Origin of the sequence: Streptomyces sp. XY431 (assembly GCF_001279805.1) — a bacterium.
Taxonomy (GTDB): domain Bacteria; phylum Actinomycetota; class Actinomycetes; order Streptomycetales; family Streptomycetaceae; genus Kitasatospora; species Kitasatospora purpeofusca.
Map to the genome: position 1 here is coordinate 15,639 of NZ_LGDO01000510.1, position 20,600 is coordinate 36,238.

Annotated in this window: 9 protein-coding genes; 6 read left to right on the forward strand and 3 right to left on the reverse strand. The window is 72.1% G+C overall.

Going from position 1 to position 20,600, the window contains the following annotated elements; genetic code table 11:
- Positions 1-93: 93 nt before the first annotated feature.
- From ADK60_RS37690 to ADK60_RS37710, 5 genes are all read left to right on the forward strand, one after another.
- Positions 94-774 carry a DUF4352 domain-containing protein gene (locus ADK60_RS37690; RefSeq protein ID WP_053651315.1) on the forward strand — a complete coding sequence of 227 codons (681 nt, stop codon included), beginning with the start codon at positions 94-96 and terminating at the stop codon, positions 772-774.
- A 287-nt stretch (positions 775-1,061) separates the two neighbouring features.
- Positions 1,062-2,237: a hypothetical protein gene (locus tag ADK60_RS37695; RefSeq protein WP_063783392.1), complete on the forward strand. Its 1,176-nt coding sequence runs from the start codon at positions 1,062-1,064 to the stop codon at positions 2,235-2,237.
- Positions 2,225-4,423, forward strand: coding sequence for a VMAP-C domain-containing protein (locus ADK60_RS37700; RefSeq protein ID WP_053651317.1), 2,199 nt, complete (start codon positions 2,225-2,227; stop codon positions 4,421-4,423). Before ADK60_RS37695 ends, ADK60_RS37700 begins: the two co-directional genes overlap by 13 nt.
- A gap of 20 nt (positions 4,424-4,443) precedes the next feature.
- Entirely contained in the window at positions 4,444-5,511 is a 1,068-nt protein-coding gene (locus ADK60_RS37705; RefSeq protein ID WP_053651318.1) for an AAA family ATPase, read from the forward strand.
- Positions 5,512-5,538: 27 nt separating this feature from the next.
- Positions 5,539-11,958: an SAV_2336 N-terminal domain-related protein gene (locus tag ADK60_RS37710; protein WP_053651319.1), complete on the forward strand. Its 6,420-nt coding sequence runs from the start codon at positions 5,539-5,541 to the stop codon at positions 11,956-11,958.
- A 129-nt stretch (positions 11,959-12,087) separates the two neighbouring features.
- Here the strand turns inward: ADK60_RS37710 and mfd are convergent, their stop codons facing one another.
- Positions 12,088-15,717, reverse strand: coding sequence for a transcription-repair coupling factor (gene mfd / locus ADK60_RS37715; RefSeq protein WP_053651320.1), 3,630 nt, complete (start codon positions 15,715-15,717; stop codon positions 12,088-12,090).
- 706 nt (positions 15,718-16,423) lie between these two features.
- On the opposite strand from mfd, the gene ADK60_RS37720 reads away from it, so the two are divergent.
- Positions 16,424-17,740, forward strand: coding sequence for a nucleotide sugar dehydrogenase (locus tag ADK60_RS37720; protein ID WP_053651321.1), 1,317 nt, complete (start codon positions 16,424-16,426; stop codon positions 17,738-17,740).
- 153 nt (positions 17,741-17,893) lie between these two features.
- Here the strand turns inward: ADK60_RS37720 and ADK60_RS45400 are convergent, their stop codons facing one another.
- Both ADK60_RS45400 and ADK60_RS37730 read right to left on the reverse strand, forming a co-directional pair.
- Positions 17,894-19,318: a hypothetical protein gene (locus ADK60_RS45400; protein WP_053651322.1), complete on the reverse strand. Its 1,425-nt coding sequence runs from the start codon at positions 19,316-19,318 to the stop codon at positions 17,894-17,896.
- 266 nt (positions 19,319-19,584) lie between these two features.
- Positions 19,585-20,600, reverse strand: a 1,016-nt coding sequence (locus ADK60_RS37730; protein WP_234371459.1) for an SUKH-4 family immunity protein, incomplete at its 5' end; no start/stop codon positions are given.

Here is a 20,600-nt window from a genome sequence, read left to right on the forward strand (position 1 = left end):
TGATGTGATCTCTCCTGTCGACAGCACGTCAGGTCGACACCGCACAGGACGAGAAGCGCCGGTCCGTACCCGGCGACACGACAGGAGACCCCGATGTCCGCGACCACTCGCCGCACCCGCCGCACCGCCGCCCTGCTGCTGGGCGCCACGCTCGTCACCCTCACCGCGACGGCCTGCAACTCGACCGGCGGCCCGTCCGTCTCCACCGAGGCCAAGCAGACCGCCGCCACCTCCGCCCCGGCGGCCGGCGACGGCGGCAGCGCCCCGGCCAAGCCGACCGACAGCAAGCCCTCCGACAGCAAGCCCGCCGAGACCAAGCCGGCGGAGAGCAAGCCCGCCGAGGCGGCCAAGGCCCCGGCGAAGGTCGGCGACACCATCGCCCTCAAGAGCACCCTGGAGAAGGGCAACACCGCCGACGTCACCGCGCTGAAGGTGGTCGACCCGGCCCAGAGCACCAACGAGTACCTGACCGCGGCGGACGGCAAGCACTACGTCGCCGTGCAGTTCCAGATCAAGCCGACCGGCGCCAAGGCCTACAGCGAGGCCCCGTGGAGCGCCGCCAAGGTGATCGACGACCAGGGCCAGGCGTACGGCCCGACGCTCGCCGACACCAAGGCCGGCCCGTCCTTCCAGACCCCGACCAACATCGCCTCCGGCGAGACGGGCAAGGGCTTCGTCGTCTTCGAGGTGCCGAACGGCACCAAGCTCGACAAGGTCCAGTTCTCCCTGGACAACGGCTTCGCCGACCAGGTCGGCCAATGGAAGCTCGGCTGACCCCGAATCTGTTCGCACCTCCACGCCCCACTCGCCCCGCCCCCACAGTCGCCGCGGCAACCGCCACGGCCGCAACCTCCAGACCCGTGGACCGGCGGCTGTGGCGGGAACCGGGCAGAGGGTGGCACGCCCGGAGAATCGTCCGCCCCACCCAATGGGAGGACAGCCGCCACCGTCGCTCGTGATTCGTCAACTTCTGCTTCAGAAAACTGATATGACGTAGCGTTGTACTCAGACGTCACATGGCTCGGTTCCGCAGCACCCGGGCCGGAACGCAGAGGGGCTCCATGACACGCTCGGTCGTGTTCGTCCACGGCACCGGAGTCCGCACCGACTCCTATCTCCGGACTCTCGCCTCCGTCGAAGAAGGTGTGCGGAGCGCGGGACCGGACCTCACCGTACGCGGTTGCTTCTGGGGCGAGGCCATGGGTGCGAAGCTCGCTCTCGGCGGAGCGTCGATCCCCGACTACCTACCACGCGACAGCAACCGCGAGGCCGACGCCGAGATAGCCGCCTGGGCGGTGCTCCACCGCGACCCTTGGCACGAGCTAAGGCTGTTGGCGCTCCGAACGCCTCCACCGGCCACCGGGTTCGCCAGGGCCGAGCCGCCCTCGACCGAGTTCCTCCGGCGGATCGCTACTTATCAGCCCGGGGAGAGGCTGTCCGAGGCCCTGAAGACCTACGGCCTGGGTGAACACTTCGCCGCAGCACTCGACGAGATCCGCAACGCTCCCGAGCTTCGGGACGCGGCCTCGACCGCGGACCACAACAGCGACGAGCACCGGCGTGCTGCCGCCCGAGGACTGCTGGCCTGCACGCTCGGCAGGGCGGTCCACGCGGGACTCGACGCACCGGCCGGGACCGCTCGCGACAACCTCATGACGCTTCTCGGCAACGACCTGGAGATCGAATCCCGGTCGGTCGGCGGAGCCGCGAAGCGGTTCCTGGCGGCACCGATTCTGTACGGTCTGACATGGAAGGGCCGCCGGGACCGGAGCGGCCGCAACGACGCAGCCCTGGAGGCGGCCGGCGACATTCTCCGCTACCAGGCCCGGGGGCAGGGCGTCCGCGACCTGATCAGGCAGCATGTCGCCAATGCCCCTGGCGACGAGGTCACCCTGATCGCCCACAGCCTCGGTGGGGTGGCCTGCGTCGACCTACTGCTCCAGGAGCGGCTGCCACGCATCAACCAGTTGATCACGGTCGGTTCCCAGGCCCCTTTCTTCCACGAGATCGGAGCCCTGACCTCGCTCGACCAGGGCGAGGATCCACCTCCGCACTTCATCCGCCGCTGGCTGAACATCTACGACCCGAGGGACCTGCTCTCCTTCCGCGCCGCAACCGTGTTCCGGGGTCACGCCCATGACGTGGTGGTCGACAACGGTCAGCCCTTCCCTCTCTCCCACTCCGCCTATTGGACCAATCCGGAGGTCTGGGAGGCCGTCAAAGCATGGATGGCCTGACGGACCTCGTCGATCCCGACCGGGTCCACGCCATCGTGATCGGCCTGGAGGACTTCGAGGGCGCCCGGCTGGACGGACCGGTAGCAGACGCGCTGGCCTTCGTCGCCTGGCTGCGCAGCCTCGCGGTACCGGCCAAGAACATCACGCTCTGGCTCTATCCGCAGGAGCAGAACTCCGACTCCGCTCGGACCGCGGTTCAGGCCCACGGGGTCCGGCCCGAATGGGTGACCCGCCAGGATGCTTCTCGACTTGTCGAGGAACTCCGCCGCCGCCGCGAGGGCGATCTGCTCTACATCTACTGGGCCGGTCACGGAGTAACGGCCGGGCAAGGGCGCCGTCTGTTGATGCTGCCCTGCGATGTCGACCGGAATCCGTTGTGGCTCAGTGCCGACGAACTCTACGAGCTGCTCTCCGACGAGGAGGTGTGCGCTTTCCCCCGTCAGGTGTATCTCATCGACGCGTGCGCGGTCTACGCGGAGAACCGCTCGCTGCCTCTGAACCCGCCCGAACTGCCGCTCGGGGCCTACCGTCGCCGCTCGCTGCCGCAGTTCGTCATCTACGCCACCGCCACCGACCAGGTCGCCCTCGGGCCCGACGGCCGCGGGGCGTTCTCCCGAACCGTGACCGACTGGCTGGAGCACCAGACCTGCCTGCTGCCGGATCTGGACTCGCTCGCCCGTGTACTCGATGAGCAGTTCCCGCCCGGGTCGTACCGGCAAACTCCCGTGCTCCGCGTGCAGAACTGGCGGGGCCACACGACGCAGCGGACCCTCGACTACGCCGTCGCCTCGGTCGACAGCGCCGTTCTGGAGAGTATCCGCCAGGGTCTGCTCACCCTCGCGCCGACGCCGCCGGCCGATGCCCTTGAGCGGCTGACCAGTGCCCTGCGGCTGCGGCGCCCCGCTCGGCTCGACCCGGCCGATGAGCTGGCGACCCTCCTACTGATCCACTCCAGGGCGCTGGCGACGCTGGTGGAGCTGACGGACCAGGGCGACCAGGATTCGATCCGGCGGCTTCTCCGGATGCATGCGGTGCTCGGCCTGCACAAACAGTCCGTACACATGCTTTCGGTCAATGAGCACCGCCGGATCTGCGACATCGTGCGGACCCTTACCGCCCTGACAGCACAGGACGTCGAGCACTGCCAGCCCCCCGGCACCGAAGCCGGCCCCGTCCTGGCCATGGACGAGTCGTCCCCGCAGGATCTCCTGGTGCAGCAGTTGGACAGGTTCGACCGCACCTGTCTGAAATTCAGCAACATCCAGGACGCTCCGTTCCTGCCACCGGTGATCCGCTTCCTGGAGAACCTGGCCGCCCTGCCGGCATGCGAGCCCAGGGCAACCGACATCAGGGACCTCACGAGGTCGATCACCGATCGACTGGCAATCTCGCCCGAGGTGCTGCTCCATGTCCGCGAGGAAGCGGTGGCCAACACAGCGCGCCTCGCCCGCACGCCCCTCCCGGTCCGGGTGATCGCCCGGTTGGAGTCGTACGACAAGGACCAGTACCTGTGCTCCGTCTGGACCGACAGGGGCAACGGCGCACCTACCCTCGTCTCGTCGGGCTCCGACCTGCCGTGCGACCAACACGAGGTGGTCCGGCGGGTCATCGCGGCGAACCGCTCGCTCGGCCAGGTGGGGGCGGGAAGCAACCAACTGGTCGAAATCGTCCTCGACGATGCCGACCTCCAGCTCGACGTCGCGAACTGGGACGGCCCGGCCAACGAGCTCTCGCCGATCCTCGGCTGGGAGTACCCCGTCGCCATCCGCTCCCTCAACGCCCGCAGTGACGCCGACATCCGCCGTCGATGGGAGGCGCCTCAGACCGCGCCCGTCCTGTTGCACGATGCCGACGCGTCGGACCCGGGATTCTACAAGCGGCTGTCCCGAGAGAGCGACGCCTCCCGAGTCATCGTGCTGGCCGGTCCGAACGGTCGTGTCCTCGCCGTACAACTCGCCATCAGGCTCGGCTATCCGATCATCATCTGGGATGCCGAGGCGGCCGTCGAAGTGGACGAGCGCCACTTCGACCCGCTCGATCCGGGAGGCGACCCGGAGGGGCTGCCGGAGCGAGTGCGCCACCGGAGGAAGTCGGCCGGGCCACCGGGCCCGCGCCGCCCCGTACTCGTCTGGCAGCACCCGGACCGCCCGCTCGGCGAGACGCTGCAGACCGCCCGTCACACCTGACCCGAAGTGAGTCGACCCCCATGGCCGTGCAGTCCACCCCGTCCTCTTCCCCCCTTGGCAGCGAGTCCTCGTCCTGGCGTGTCTTCCACAGCAACGGGCAGCAGCATCACCCCGACCTTCCCGAACCACCGCCGTGGCGCCGGTTCGCCGCGCCCCACGACGGGACGGAGGCCTCCGCCCCGGGCAACACGAACGACGTCCGCCCCTACGTTCTTCACGACCAGACTCAGATCGACATCGTCAACGCCGCGATCTACCTGCGCAGGCCCTTGCTCGTCACAGGGCGGCCCGGTACCGGCAAGTCCTCACTGGCCCGTGCCATCGCCCATGAGCTCGACCTCGGTCCGATCCTGCACTGGCCGGTGAACAGCCGGTCCGCCCTGCAGGACGCCCTCTACCGCTACGACGCGATCGGACGGCTCCAGGACAGCGGCCTCCGTCCCGGTTCCACGACCGAACAGCCCCCCGCGCCCGTCACGCGCGAGGCCGCTCGATCGCAGGGCACGCAGGACTCGGACCACGGCATCGGCGCGTTCATCCGGCTCGGACCACTCGGTACGGCGCTGGTGCCGACGGCTCGCCCCCGCGTGCTGCTGATCGACGAGCTGGACAAAGGAGACCTCGACCTGCCGAACGACCTCCTGACGGTGTTCGAGGAGGGGTACTTCGAGATCCCCGAGCTCTCCCGGCTCCCGCACGACCAGGACCGGATCAAGATCTGCACGGCTGACCGCGACGGCCACACCGTCGTCACCCGCGGCCTCGTCCGCTGCACCGAGTTCCCGGTCGTCGTGATCACGACCAACGGTGAGCGCGACTTCCCACCGGCCTTCCTCCGGCGCTGCGTCCCGCTCTATTTGAGGGATCCGGCAGAGGAGCAACTGCGCGAGATCATCACCGCGCACCTCAAGGACATCGAGGCCACCCGGATCGACGACCTGGTCGAGGAGTTCCTCGCTCGCCGCGCCCTGGACGAACTCGCCACCGACCAGATCCTCAACGCTGTCTTCCTCCGCGTCGGAGGCGCCCGGGTCGACCCGGACGGTCTCATGCGCGCCGTCCTCCATGCCCTCAACAAAGGCCGGTAGAAGGTGTACCAGCAACTGGGGGAAGCCTTGGCGACGACCCCGCTGGCTCCCGCGCAGGAGGAGATCCTCGACGCGCTCTGGCTGGCCGCACGGCTGCCCACGGGGGCGGCCGCGCCGATCCTCCGGGTCCGCGCCGCGACCGGCGCCCCCGAACCGGCCGATCCGGTACCCCCGACGGCCGCCGGAGGGCGGCTGCAGCCGCCCTCGTCCGCCAAACCCTCGACCGCTGACCCGCTCGGACTGTTCGCGACCGGGCCGGAGGAGGAGGCACCCCATCGCCCGGCCACGGAGAACGGCCCCACCGCATCCACCACCGCACCGCCAGCACCGGGCGGGGAGCCGGACCGAGCGAACCGGCACCGCCATGCGCCGGCGATCAGCGCGCCGGCTCCCCGGGCGATCCCCGACGCGCTCGCGCTCGGCCGGGCCCTTCGCCCGCTCAAGAGGCACACTCCCAGCACGTCCCGGTACGAGCTGAACGAAGCGGCCACCGTCGAGGCCATCGCGGAGACCAGGCTGATCCAGGGTGTCCTGCGCCCCCAGCAGGAACCGTGGCTGCGCCTCGCCCTGGTCGTCGAGGAGAACGCCGTCATGCAGCTGTGGGAGCACCAGGTGGATTCTCTGAGCGGCCTGTTGGAGCGCACGGGCGCGTTCCGCACGATCGACCGCTACGGGCTGCGCTGGTCGGAGCGGGAGCGACGGCCGATCGTCACCCGACGGCACGGAGCCCTGGACGCCGCTCCGCTCGCCCCCGGCAACCTCGTACCGGCGGCCAGCCGCACCATGGTGCTCGTCGTCAGCGACGGGAGCTCCGCCCTCTGGTCGCACGACCGGGCGAAGCCCCTGCTCCGTACCTGGGCCTCGCGCGGGCCCACCGCGATCGTCCACACCCTCCCGCGCAGGCTCTGGCCCGGAAGCGGCATCACGACCACGGCGTGGCAGGCCGCGGCGCCGGCCGCAGGCGAGCCCAACAGCACCTGGCGGACCAGCGATCCCGTCCTACCGCCGGAGGTCGCACGGTTCGAGGACATGGCCGTCCCGGTTCTCGCCCTCACCCCGACGGCGCTCTCCGCTTGGGTCCGCACCATCACCGTTCCCGGCCGACCAACCGTGTTGAACCTGTGGTCCGGCTCCACAGACGGGGCCGGGCCCGCCGACCGGAACCCGAACGCGCAGCTCGCGCACTTCCTGCGCAGCGCCTCCCCGGAGGCCCGGCAGCTCGCCGCCCACGTGGCCGCCCGAGGCACGGTGACCATGGCGGTCATGCAGTTGATCAACAGCTACGTCAACCCGGGGGCGGGCGGATCGGCCAACACCGTCGCCCTCGCGGAGGTCGTGCTGGGTGCGCCGCTCCGCCGCCCGCCCAACTGCGCCCCCGCCTCCGACCTGCCCGGCCTACCCTTCTCCATCGCGCCGGAAGCGATCGACACGCTTCTGCAGCTGGTCCCGCTGAACGAACTCGTCGCGTGCAACGAACACGTCTCCTGCGAGCTGGAGCGACTGGCCGGCCGGTCCGCGCACTTCCCCGTCTGGCTCCGACCGGCCGGAAGCGGTGACCCGATGCCCTTCGCCCTGCTGTCGAACCCGCTCCGGCGCGCCCTGGGTCTGCCGCCCACCGCCGAGGCCGACCACCCGCTCCCGCCCGGCATCGCCGCAGACCCGACGGGCGATCCTTTCGTGGAGGAGGTTCGGACACTCCTGGTGTTGGAGCAGGGCATCGACCTTCGGCGGCCGGACGCGGCGGCGGAGAGCAGACGCCTGGCCTCCCGACACAGCTCGGTCCGTACCTGGGCCCGAATCTGCGAGGTCACCCGATCGCTGTTCTTCGCGGAGCCGGACCGCTTCGGCCGGGGGCTGGCCTGGGCGCTGGCCGAATACGGGGCGCGGCTGGCACTCGACGGGCAGCCCGAACAGGCCCTGGCAGCCGCGAACGAAGGCGTCGAAATCCTGCGCGACCTCGCCCCGGACGCGGAACACCAGCTGTCGGTCCGGTTCCTGGAAGCCCTGCTCGTTCTCGGTCAGCGGTACCGGGCGCTCGGCGAGAACGATTCCGCCCTGGCGGCGGACCTCGAGGCCCTGGATGTTCACCGGGGGCTCGATCCGACCGCCCTCACCGGCCTCGACGAGCTGGCCGAAGCACACCTGGGGCGTACCGCAGAGTCCCTCGGCCGACGCGAGCTGGCCGAATCGGACATCGCCACGGCCGCCGACTCCGTAGCGCGTCTCCGGTCGCTCCCGGCAGACGGCCGGCCCGTCCCGGAGCCCGGGCTGGCCGCCGCCCTCAACGAGCTCGCGGCCGCATACGCCCGGGCCGACCGCACAGACGACGCCCTCGTCAACGCCGAGGAGAGCGTCGCCCTCTACAGGCAGCTCGCCGAGGCCGGCACCCCGGAGCCGAAGGGGCACGCCGACGCGCTCCGTACACTGAGCCTCGCCCTCGCCGACTCCCAGCGCCTCACGCGGGCCATCGCGGCCGTCGAGGCCCGGATCGAGATCCTGCGCGGCCTCGGCACCGACGGCGCGGCTCATCTTCTCGACCTCGCCGACGCCCTGGACGACCTCGCCCTCCAGCTGACCGAGGTCGGCCGGACCACCGAGGCACTTCCCGCCGCCGAGGAGTCCGTCGCCCTCGGCCGAACGGTGGTCGGCGAGGACCTTGCCTCCCGCCGGGCCCTCGCGTGGTCCATGGACACTCTCGGCTCCTGCTTGCGACTGCTGTCGCGCCACGAGGAGGCCGTCGCTCTCGGCCAGGAGTGCATCGCGATGGCGCGCGGACTCGTCGCCGCGGGCGACGACGCGCGCGTTCCGTTCCTGGCCGACCAGCTGCTCAACACCGGCCTGCAGACGGAACGACTGGGCCGGGACAGCGAGGCCCTCACCCTGGTGCAGGAATCCGTCGCCGTGCTCCGGGAGAGCGCCGACGACGACCCGGCCGTGAAGGACCTCATGGTCGGCAGGGCTATGCGCCAACTCTGCCGCCTGCTGTCCAAGGCCGAGCGCCATTCCGAGTCCGCGGCCGTCGCGGAGGAACAGGTCGCGCTGCTCCGCAGCCGCGTGGCCGCCGAACAGCCGGGTGCCCTGCAGGATCTCGTCGAGGCCGTAGACCGGCTCGCCTTCGAGTTGTCGTTCGTCGACGACGCCCCACCGGACCGTGCCATGACGCTGGCACGCGAGGCGGTGGAGCTCAGCCGCCAACTGGCCGTCCCCCGACTCCTCTCCGAGACGCTGGGGACCCTCGGTCTTCTCCTGCTCCAGGCGGAGGAACGGGAGGAGGGTCTCGCCGTCAGCGAGGAGCGCGTCGCCCTGCTGCGCCAGCTAGCCGACGAGGATCCGGAACAGTTCCGGCCCGTCCTGGCCATCGCGCTCGACGACCTGGCCGACTGGCTCAGCCAGACGGAGCAGCGGAACGAGGCCGTGGCCACCGCCCATGAGGCGGTCGTGCTGACCCGGTCGCTCGTGACCGACGCCCCCCAAAGCACCCTCGACCTCGCGGGAGCGCTACGGACCCTGGGGCGCCGGCTCGCCGAGGTGAGCAACACGACCGAGGCCACCGCCGTCATCGAAGAGCGCATCACGCTGCTGCGTCGCCTCAACGCCGAGGACACCCGTCATCGCGGAACCCTCGCCGATGCCCTCGACGACCTCGCCATCCGCCTCGGCCAGGACGACCGCCCCGATGAGGCGCTGGCCGCCGCCCAGGAATCGGTCGCACTGTACCGACAGGCCGCGAACGAGGACGCCGGCCAGGTCCCCGGCCTCGCCTGGGCCCTCGGCACACTGGGACGGCGCCTGAACCAGGTCGGGCAGCTCGACGGGGCACTCCTGGCGGCCGAGGAGCGGGTCCGTCTGCTACGGCGGCTCTTCGAGGAGGATCCCGACGAGTACCGGACCGACCTCGCCGATGCCCTGGAGGGCTCCGCCGCCCTGCTGGAAGAGTCCAGTCACACCGAGGAGGCCATAGCCGACAGCGTCGAAGCTCTGGAACTCCTCCGTCGGCAGGCCGCCGTTCAGGACAACGCGGCTACCCGGGCCCGGTACACGCAGTCGCTCGGAACGCTCAGCCGCAGGCTCAGCAGGGCCGACCGCCACGAGGAGGCGACGGTGCTCGCCGAGGAGCGGACGCGGCTGTTGCGCGATCTCGCGGCGAGCGCACCAGCCACTCATCTGCCAGCCCTGGCGGACGCCGCAGGCGACCTTGCGATGCGCCTCAGTCTGGAGGACCGGGCGGAGGAGTCCGAACACGCCGCACAGGAGGCGGTGGACATCGCGCGACGGCTCGCAGTGGACGACCCCGCACAGCTCCCCCTCCTCGCGCGCTGGCTCCGGGTGCACTCCCTGTCGCTCTCACAGGCCGACCGGCCCGACGAGGCGCTGGAAGCCAGCCAGGAGCGGGTCAACGTCCTGCGTCCGCTGGCCGAGCGAGATCCGGTCGTACACCTGCCCGATCTGGCGAATGCCCTTGACTACCTGGCCGTGCGCCTGGGCCAGGCCGGTCGGCCCGACGAAGGCGTCGCCGCGGCCGAGGAGGCCGTGGCGATCAGCCGGCAGCTCGTCGGAACCGATGCCACGGCCCACACCGAGGGACTCGTCCGGGCGCTTCGGGCACTCGCCCGCAGGCTGTCCCAGGTCGACCGGACCGAGGAGGCCGTCCCGGCCGACGAGGAACGCATCGCTCTGCTGCGCCGACTGACCGAGCAGGACCCGGCGCGGCACCGGCCCGACCTCGCGGACGCCCTGGACGACCTCGCCCTCCACTCCCTCATGCTGAACCGGAACGCCCAGGCCGTCGACGCCGCCGGCGAGGCCGTCACGCACTACCGGGCCCTCGCCGAGGCCGATCCGGCCGGACACGAGCTCAACCTGCTGTGGACCCTGCGGACGCTCACCCGCAGTCTCGCGGGTGCCGCGCGAACCGAGGAGGTCGTCGCGGTCGACGAGGAACGCATCGCCCTGCTGCGCCGACTGACCGAGCAGGACCCGGCGCGGCACCGGCCCGACCTCGCGGACGCCCTGGACGACCTCGCCCTCCACCTCAGCGACACGGACCGGCTTCCCTCGGCAGTCGACGCCGCCCGTGAGGCCGTCGCCATCAACCGGGCACTTGCCGCGACCGACCCGGCCCATGCCGATCAACTCGCCTGGACCTTGGCCACCCTCAGCATGACCCTCTTCATGAGCGGCAGCCTCGACGAGAGCAGCGCGGCGGCCGAGGAGCGCGTCGCCATCCTCCGCACGGCCACCGAACAGCTCGGGCCCGACAATCCCGACGCCGACCGGAAGCGCCGCCTCATCGAGGCACTCACCGCGCTCGTGCGCGTCCGCATGACGCTTCCCGGGCAGGAGGACAGGATCACGGCTGCGGCCCGGGAGGCGATCGCCCTCTCCCGCACCCGTCCGAACACGGCGGACCAACGAGGCCTCGGCCGTTTCGTCCACGCCCTCGGATCCCTGGCGGACGTCCTGGCGGACGCGGGCCGGTACGACGAGGCCGCCGAGGTGGGGCGCGACCTGGTCGAGCTGCTCCGGATCCCCGCTGAACGCGCCCCCGGCCGCTTCCTGGTGCCGTTCGTCAACGCGCTCCGGCAGCTGAGCAGTTCCCTGCTCCAACTCGGCGATTCCGCCGAGTCCATCACGCTCTGCCAGCAGGCCGTGGCGATCCTGGACGGTCTGGCCGACTCGGGCTCCCCGTTCTTCGATGCCGCCCTCCTCGCGGACACGCTGGACGACCTGGCCATCCGGCTCATCACGACCGACCCCCCGGCATCGGTGGCCGCCGCCGAACGCTCCGTCGGTCTATTCCGAACACTGGCCCGGGAGGACCCGCGGTCCCACGAGGCAGCCCTGGCCTGGGCCCTCCGTACCCTCGCGCACCGCCTGGCCGAGGCCGGGCGCCCGGAGGAGGCCCTGCCCGTCCACGAGGAAAGGGCTGCCCTGCTGTCCCGCCTGGCCGCGGCCGACCCCGACCAGCACAACGAAGCGTTGGCCCACAGTCTGAATGACCTCGCCCACCAACTGGCCGAACACGAACGGCCGGAGGAGGCTCTGGATGCCATCCGGCGGGCCACCGGGATCCAACGACTGCTGGCCGCGGCGGACCCCGGCCTCCACGAGGTCGATCTCGCCGAGGCCCTCGGCAACACAGCCCTCATCCACAGCAGCCTCGACCACCATGACACGGCCCGCCAGCACATCGAGGAGGCCGTGGCCATGCTCCGGCGCCTGACGGCAACCGATCCGGACCAGCACAAACCGGTCCTGGCACGGGTACTCGGTGTGCTCGTGGTGGTCCTGGAATCGTCCGACGACCACGCCGCCGCAGTCGCTCCGGCCCAGGAACGGGTCGCACTGCTACGGCTCCTCACGGAGGAGGACGACCGATTCGCCCCCGAGCTGACGGAGAGCCTGCAGGACCTGTCGAACGTGCTGGCGAGGAACGACCCGTCCTGAAGCTTGTCGCGGAAGCCTGGGTGTGGGCAGGTAGGAATACGGCCTGACCGCTTGGTTCAGCGGGTGCGGCCGGGCCCGGCCGCACCCGGCGAGGACCCCTCCGGGGGCCCTCGACCCCCGCGGGATCCGCTACTTCCTCGCCCCCGCCAGGTCGTCGAACATCGACGACAGGAACTCCCTGGACCAGGCCAGCAGCTCCCGCCCGACCAGCGGCTTGCCGCCGATCCGCCCGGTGGACGGCCGCGGCACCAGCAGCTGGCTGGTCGCCGCCTTCACCTGGCTGCGCGGGTAGAGCCGGTTCAGCCGCAGCTGCTGCGACTCCCTCAGCTCGACCGGGCCGAAGCGCACATTGGAGCCCTGCAGTGTGATGTCCGCGATGCCGCACCGCCGCGCGTACAGCCGCAGCGCCGCCACCAGCAGCAGGTTCTCCACCGGCTCGGGCAGCTTGCCGTACCGGTCGGCCAGCTCGTCCCGGACCTGGACGATGTCCTCCTCCGAGTTGACCGCCGCGATCGAGCGGTAGGCCTGGAGCCGCAGCCGCTCCCCCGGCGCGTAGTCGTGCGGCACATGGGCGTCGACCGGCAGCTCGATCTTCACCTCCAGCGGCTCCTCCTCCGGCTCGCCGCCACCGGCCAGCGACTCCCGGAACTCGGCCACCGCCTCGCCCACCATCCGCATGTAGAGGTCGAAGCCGACACCCGCGATGTGCCCGGACTGCTCGCCGCCGAGCAGGTTGCCCGCGCCGCGGATCTCCAGGTCCTTCATCGCGACGTACATGCCGGCACCCATCTCGGTGTGCTGGGCGATGGTGGCCAGCCGCTCGTGCGCCGTCTCGGTCAGCGGCTTCTCCGGCGGGTACAGCATGTAGGCGTACCCGCGCTCCCGGCCCCGGCCCACCCGGCCGCGCAGCTGGTGCAGCTGGGAGAGGCCGAAGGTGTCGCCGCGCTCGACGATCAGGGTGTTGGCGTTGGAGATGTCGATGCCGGACTCGACGATCGTGGTCGACACCAGGACGTCGAACTCCTTCTCCCAGAAGTCGACGACCACCTTCTCCAGCTGGGTCTCGCCCATCTGCCCGTGCGCGGTGGCGATCCGCGCCTCCGGCACCAGGTCCTTCAGCCGGGCGGCCGCCCTGTCGATCGACTCGACCCGGTTGTGGATGTAGAACACCTGGCCCTCGCGCAGGAGTTCACGCCGGATCGCGGCCGAGATCTGCTTCTCGTCGTACGGGCCGACGAAGGTCAGCACCGGGTGCCGCTCCTCCGGCGGGGTGGTGATGGTGGACATCTCGCGGATCCCGGTGACCGCCATCTCCAGGGTGCGCGGGATCGGGGTCGCGGACATGGTGAGCACGTCGACGTTGGCCCGCAGCTTCTTCAGCTGCTCCTTGTGCTCGACACCGAAGCGCTGCTCCTCGTCGACGATGACCAGGCCGAGGTCCTTGAAGCGGGTCTCCGAGGAGAACAGCCGGTGGGTGCCGATGACGACGTCCACCGAGCCCTCGAACAGCCCCTCCAGCACGGCCTTGGCCTCGCTGTCGCTCTGGAACCTGGACAGCGCCTTCACCGTCACCGGGAAGTTGGCGTACCGCTCGGCGAAGGTCGAGAAGTGCTGCTGCACCAGCAGCGTGGTCGGCACCAGCACCGCGACCTGCTTGCCGTCCTGGACCGCCTTGAAGGCCGCCCGCACTGCGATCTCGGTCTTGCCGTAACCGACGTCGCCGCAGATCAGCCGGTCCATCGGGACGGACTTCTCCATGTCCGCCTTGACCTCGGCGATGGTGGTCAGCTGGTCGGGCGTCTCCGCGTAGGGGAAGGCGTCCTCCAGCTCGCGCTGCCACGGGGTGTCCGGGCCGAAGGTGTGGCCGGGGGCCGCCATCCGGGCCGAGTACAGCTTGATCAGGTCGGCGGCGATCTCCTTGACCGCCTTCTTGGCCCGCTGCTTGGTCTTCGCCCAGTCCGCGCCGCCCAGCCGGTGCAGCGTCGGGGCCTCGCCGCCGACGTACTTGGTGACCTGGTCGAGCTGGTCGGTCGGCACGAACAGCCGGTCGCCGGGGTGGCCCCGCTTGGCCGGCGCGTACTCCAGCACCAGGTACTCGCGGGTGGCACCCTGCACGGTGCGCTGCACCATCTCCACGTACCGGCCGACGCCGTGCGCCTCGTGCACCACGTAGTCGCCGGGCACCAGCGCCAGCGGGTCGATCGCGTTGCGGCGCCGGGACGGCATCCGCCGCATGTCCTTGGTCGAGGACCGCTGGCCGGACAGGTCGGTCTCGGTGATCACGGTCAGCTTGAGCGTCTCGTCGACGAAGCCGTGCTCGATCGAGCCGCAGGAGACGTGCACGACGTCCCGGGTGGGGGCCTCGGACAGGTCGGCGACCAGCCGGGCCGCGATGCCCTCGTTGCCGAGCACCTCGGCGAGCCGGGAGGCCGGTCCGTGGCCCTCGGTCACCATGACCACCCGCCAGTCGGCGGCCAGCCGCTCCTTGGCGTCGGCGATCGCCCGGGCGGTGTCGCCCCGGTACGCCTCGACCGCGCGCATGCCGAGGGTCAGGGTGTTGGTGTCGAACTCCAGCAGACCGCTCACCGAGGCGTCGCTGGTCGCGAACGGGCTGACCGACCACCACGGCAGGCCGATCTCGGCGGCGTGCTCGCGCACCTCGGCGAGCGAGCGCAGCGAGGCGGCCGAGACGTCGATGGTCTCCAGGTCGATCGGCCGGTCGCCCCCGGAGGCGGCGGCCACCCAGGAGGCGTGCAGGAACTCCTGACTGGTCGCCACCAGGTCGGTGGCGCGGGTGCGGACCCGCTCGGGGTCGCAGACCACCGCGACCGAGCCCAGCGGCAGCACGTCGACCAGCAGTTCCATGTCGTCGACCAGGACGGGCGCCAGCGACTCCATGCCCTCGACCGCGATGCCCTCGGCGATCCGGTCCAGGATCTCGGCCAGGCCCGGGTGCTCGGCGGACAGTTCGGCGGCCCGTGCCCGCACCTCGTCGGTCAGCAGCAGCTCGCGACAGGGCGGCGCCCACAGGCCGTGCTCGGCGATCTCCAGGGACCGCTGGTCGGCCACCTTGAAGTACCGGATCTCCTCGACCTCGTCGCCCCAGAACTCCACCCGCAGCGGGTGCTCCTCGGTCGGCGGGAAGACGTCCAGGATGCCGCCGCGGACGGCGAACTCGCCTCGCTTCTCGACGAGTTCGACCCGGGAGTAGGCGGCAGCGGCGAGCCGCCGGGCCACCTGGTCCAGGTCGTGCGACTCACCGCGCTGCACGGCCACCGGCTCCAGCTCGGCCAGCCCCTTCACCTGCGGCTGCAGCACCGAGCGGACCGGCGCGACGATCACCTGCACCGGTCCGGCCGCCGGGTCGTCGACCCGCGGGTGGACGATCCGGCGCAGCACCGCGAGCCGGCGGCCGACCGTGTCCGAGCGCGGGGACAGCCGCTCGTGCGGCAGCGTCTCCCAGGCCGGGAACTCGGCGACCGCGTCCGGCGGCAGCAGCGAGCGGAGCGAGGCGGCGAGGTCCTCGGCCTCCCGGCCGGTGGCGGTGACGGCCAGCACCGGACGGCCCCGCTCCCCGGCCGCCTGCCCGGCGAGCGCGCGGGCCAGCGCGGCGATCGCGAACGGCCTGGCGGCGGGCGGGCCGACCAGGTCGAGATGGTGGCGGCCCCCGGCCGCCGCACCGGTGGCGGTGGCGGCCTCGATCGCCTCGGCGAGGGCCGCGTCCCGCGCGACGACATCGAGCAGTCCGGTCAGGCTCATCTGGAGTCTCTTCTTCGTCCCGAGGAAGGTGCTGCCCGGGGGCCCTGGGCCCGTTGGGGCAACGCGAACGGCCCGGCACGCCGTGCGGCCGGGGGTCTCCAGCCTACGCCGCGAGGCTGACGCGCACGCGGCACACGGCCGGGGGCGGGGCGGCGCGCGACCCGCGCACGAACCGCACGCGGTCCGCCGGCGATCCGGTGCGGACGAACCACCGCCCGCACGCTGCCGGTCCTGGCGTTCCGCCGGACCGTTTCCCCATCGTCGCGTTCTGCCACGATCTGGACATACTCCTGTCACTGCCCGTCCATGGAGATCGCGCACCATGGTGAATGTGCCCGCCGCACCCAACCGTGGGGGATGGCTGCGAGGGGCACGGTCGCACACCCGATGGGGGTCGGGAGTGCGAGGCCGGGCGGCCCTGGGTGGGGGCGCCCGCCCACACGCCGGGAACCGTGGCGTCCTTTCCTGGAGGACGCCACGGGTCTCGGCCTCATTCTTTTCCCCGCCCGCCCTTCCCGTCCACACACCCGGTGTCACGATCGCGTGCCGCCCTGCCCCGATCGCGGCCCCGCGTCCCTTTCCGGCCCCTTTCGGCGCAATCCCGGGAAAGCCCGCGCCGTCCGGCCCCGCTCCCTACCCTGTGGTGAAGACCGTGTGGAGACGCCCGGAGGGGCCAGGGGCGTCGCGATGGAGGGGGTTCTTCGTCATGCGCGTTGTCATCGCAGGCCAGGGCTACGTGGGGCTGCCGCTCGCGGTCCGCGCGGCCGAGGTCGGACACCGGGTGGTCGGCTACGACGTGGACGAGCGCCGGATCAAACGGCTGGCCGTCGGCGAGTCCTACGTCGAGGACATCCCGGCCGAGCGGCTGCGGCCGCTGCTGGAGAACGGGAGCTATCTGCCGTCCGCCGAGCCGTCCGACGTCGCGGACTTCGACGTCGCGGTGATCACCGTGCCGACGCCGCTGCGCGACGGCGTGCCCGACCTGTCGTACATCGAGGCCTCGGCCGCCCTGCTCGCCCAGCACCTGCGGCCGGGGGCGACCGTCGTCCTGGAGTCCACCACCTACCCCGGCACCACCGAGGAGCTGCTCGCGCCGCTGCTGGAGCAGGGGTCGGGACTGACCGTCGGACGGGACTTCCACCTCGGCTACAGCCCCGAGCGGATCGACCCGGGCAACCCGACCTGGCGGCTGGAGAACACCCCGAAGGTGGTCTCCGGGATCGACCCGGCCTCACTGGCCGCGGTCGAGGGCTTCTACGGCGGGCTGATCGACCGGACCGTCCCGGTCTCCTCCTGCAAGGAGGCCGAACTGACCAAGCTGCTGGAGAACACCTTCCGCCATGTGAACATCGCCCTGGTCAACGAGCTGGCGATGTTCGCCCACGATCTCGGGATCGACGTCTGGGAGGCCATCGACGCCGCCTCCACCAAGCCGTTCGGCTATCTGCGCTTCACCCCCGGCCCGGGGGTGGGCGGGCACTGCCTGCCGATCGACCCGTCCTACCTGTCCTGGCGGGTGGAGCGGGCGCTCGGCCAGTCGTTCCGCTTCGTCGAGCTGGCCAACGACGTCAACAGCCACATGCCCGACTACGTGGTCCGGCGGCTCGCCGAGGCGCTGAACGAGCGGCAGCGCTCGGTCAAGGGTTCGCGGGTGCTGCTGCTGGGGCTGGCGTACAAGAGGAACACCGGCGACGCCCGGGAGACGCCGGCCGCCCGGGTCGCCGAGCTGCTGGTCCGGATGGGCGCCGAGGTCCGCGCCGCCGATCCGCACGTGGTGGTCGGGGTGCACGTGCCCGAGCCGGTGATCCCGGGCCAGCGGGCGGCCGAGCACGACCCGCACGGCGACCCCTTCGCCGCCGTCCACCGGGTGGAGGCGAGCCCGCAGGAGCTGGCGGCGGCGGACGCGGTCGTGCTGCTGGCCGACCACGACGACTTCGACTACGGGGCGATCACCGCCCACGCCCGGTACGTGCTGGACTGCCGGCGGCGGCTGGCCGGCGGCGCCGCGGTCGAGGTGCTCTGAGCCGTCCCGCCGGGTCCGCCTCCCCCTGGCTCAGCCGACCAGCCGGGTCAGCCGACCAGCCGGGTCAGCCGTCCGGCCGGGTCCGCGGACGCGCCGGGCCCCGAACGCGTCGCGGCGTTCGGGGCCCGGTCCGTGCGGACTGCCGGCGGGCGGTCAGCGCCGACGGCGGTAGGCGACCGTGTTCGGGGTGCCGTACTCGGCGCCGTCGTCCACGATCACGATCTTCGGGATGATCCTGGTCTCCTCCTCGGCCGGGCGCTCGGCGCCGGCCCCGTCGCCGCCGTCCGCCGCCGGAACCGGCGGGGGCGTGGCCGGCCTCGGCGGCACCGGGCCGGTGGCGACGGCCGGCGCGACCCGCCCGGGGGTGACCCGGAGCATCGCGGTGGCCGCCTCGCCCGCGCCGGACGCCGGGCCGACGGGCAGGGCCGGGACGGGCTCCTTGCGGAGAACGGCCCGCGGGTCGGCGGCCGCGGGCACCGGGACCGACACGGCGGCGGGAACCGCGGCGGGGACGGGGACGGGCAGCGGGATCTCCCCGGTGTCCGCCTCCGAGTCCACTGGGGGCGCGTCCGAGGGAGCCGCGTCGGCCGGAGCCGCGTCGGCGGGCGCGGCGTCCGCCGGGGCGTCGTCGGCCCGCTCCAGGTCGGCCCGGGCCTCGGCCGCCAGGGCCTCGGCCACCGGGGCCGGCAGCGGCTCGATCGCACCCACCGCGGCACCCGTGAGCGAGGCCAGCGTCGCCTTGATGTGGTCGAGGTGCTGCTGCACCGTCTCCAGCCTGGCGGAGAACTCTCGGTGCTCGCGCTCGGTCGCCGTGTTGATCCGCTCGGCCTCGCGCCGGGCCTGCTCGATCAGTTCGTCCGCCCTGGCCTGCGCCTCGGCGTCGCTCTGCTTGATCCGGCCGAGCACCGCCTCCCGGAACTGCTCGGCCTCCTTGACCCGCCGCTCGGCGGTGGAGGAGATCGCCGCGTCCTCGGTGTCGGCCCTGCTCTGTGCCTCGGCGAAGGTCTCGTCGGCCTTGCGGCGCAGCTCGGCCAGCTTGGCCTCGGCCCGCTCGGAGGCCTCGGCGGCCGCGACCCGGACCTTGGCCGCGTGCGCGGTGGCGGCGTCCCGGACGGACCGGACCTCGCGGTCGGTGTCGGCCCGGATCGTCTCGGCCTCGGCCCTGGTGCGCTCGTCGGTGCGGCGCGCGGCCGCGTCGGCCTCGGTCCGGGTGACGGTCGCGTACTCCTTGGCGGCCCGGTCGGCCGCCTGGCCGGCCTCGTAGACCTCGTCGCGGAGGTCCTCGGCCGCGCGCTCGGCCTTGTCACGGACGGCGCGGGCCTCGTTCTCGGCCGTCCGGGCCAGCCCGGCGGCCTGCTCGCTGAGCACCTCGTAGTCCGGTTCCGGGGCATCGGCGGCGGCCTGCCTGACCTCGGCCAGCCGGCGTTCCATCTCCCGGATTCCGGACCCGAGCACGCTCAGCCGCTCCCACGCCTCGTCCCGCTGCGCGGTGTAGGCGGTCAGGGCTCGGTCGACCTGCTCGGGCGCGTAACCGCGCCGGGCAACGGTGAAGCCGTACTGGGGGACGGCGTCGCTCATGGGCTCTTCCCCTCGTGTCGCGGGCTGCGGAGCCCATGATCGGACGGATCGGTCCGCTCGGGAACCGGGTCAACGAACCCGGTCGGGATTCGAACGTCGAACGGATCGAAACATGTCGAGAATGGACGATTGCGACCATCCTCTTGACCTATTTTGCGCAGATCATGGCGAAACCCCAATGAGGCGCCGCCGCACCGGTACGCCGAAGGGGCCGTTCCGGACACCGGAACGACCCCCAGCCACCTGCGTGGATCCGGGGCCACCCGCTAGAGCAGGCCGTCCCAGAACTGCTCCAGCAGCACGGCCCACCAGGTGTCCGCGGACTGGAGCGCAGCCGGGTCGATCGCGGCCAGCTGAGCCTGGAAGTCGGTCGTCCAGCGACCGGCCTGGTCCGGGGTCAGCCCGTACCGCAGCCGCCACATCCGGCCCAGCAGGGCCAGCGCGCGGACGAACTCCGGTACACCTGTGTTGACGAACCGGGGCGCCTCCCCGGTTCCTTCGAGATCCATCGCGACCACGTGCGCCGTGCCGTACTGCACACACAGCTGCCGGCCGTAGTCGTTGCCCAGCACCAGGTAGCCGCCGAAGTCGGTGCTGCCCGCCAGGCCCCGTTCGGCCGCCAGCTCGGCGAGGGTCGGGATCGGCCGGCCCTCCTGGGCCTGCGCCCAGAAGAACGGTCCGAACTCGCGCGGCAGACCCGCCCACATCAGCGTCTGCGCCACCGGCTCGGGAACACCCTGCCGGGCCACCGCGCGCTGCTCGAAGCGGAACACGTTCGCCCCGAAGGCCTGGCCGAGCTCCTGGCCGAGCTGCTGCGGCGGGACGGGCTGCGGCGCCGGGACGGTGCCCGGGGCGGGCGGCGGCACCCGGAACGGCCGGACCCGCTGTGGACCGGAGGCCAGCTGGTGCAGCTCGTCCAGGTGGTCCAGCAGCTGGGCCATGCCGGCCTGCCGGGAGTGGTGCTCCCGGCCGTAGTCGGCCGTGTGGGTGAGCCGGACGTTCGGCCAGGAGGCGGCGATCATCCGGTGGCAGTAGCCGCCGGGCAGGTCGCAGGACTCCAGCTCGGTGTAGAGCTCCAGCACCTGCTCCGGCGGCACGTTCAGCCGCCGCAGGTCCTGGAGGATCTTCCACTCCGGGTGCGGGGTGCCGGGCTCGCTGCGGTGCAGCAGCTTCTGCTCCGACCCGTCCGGGCCCCGGTAGCTGAGCGCAGCGAAGTAGCCCGGGCCGACCGCCGGCACACCGGGCGGCACCGGGGCGCCCTGTGGCGGTCCGGGCACGGGGG

What these genes read in the sequence shown, in the direction of transcription:
- ADK60_RS37690 (WP_053651315.1), top strand. Translation starts at nt 94, where the DNA reads ATGTCCGCGACCACTCGCCGCACCCGCCGCACCGCCGCCCTGCTGCTG.
- ADK60_RS37695 (WP_063783392.1), top strand. Translation starts at nt 1,062, where the DNA reads ATGACACGCTCGGTCGTGTTCGTCCACGGCACCGGAGTCCGCACCGAC.
- ADK60_RS37700 (WP_053651317.1), top strand. Translation starts at nt 2,225, where the DNA reads ATGGATGGCCTGACGGACCTCGTCGATCCCGACCGGGTCCACGCCATC.
- ADK60_RS37705 (WP_053651318.1), top strand. Translation starts at nt 4,444, where the DNA reads ATGGCCGTGCAGTCCACCCCGTCCTCTTCCCCCCTTGGCAGCGAGTCC.
- mfd (WP_053651320.1), bottom strand. Translation starts at nt 15,717, where the DNA reads ATGAGCCTGACCGGACTGCTCGATGTCGTCGCGCGGGACGCGGCCCTC.
- ADK60_RS37720 (WP_053651321.1), top strand. Translation starts at nt 16,424, where the DNA reads ATGCGCGTTGTCATCGCAGGCCAGGGCTACGTGGGGCTGCCGCTCGCG.
- ADK60_RS45400 (WP_053651322.1), bottom strand. Translation starts at nt 19,318, where the DNA reads ATGAGCGACGCCGTCCCCCAGTACGGCTTCACCGTTGCCCGGCGCGGT.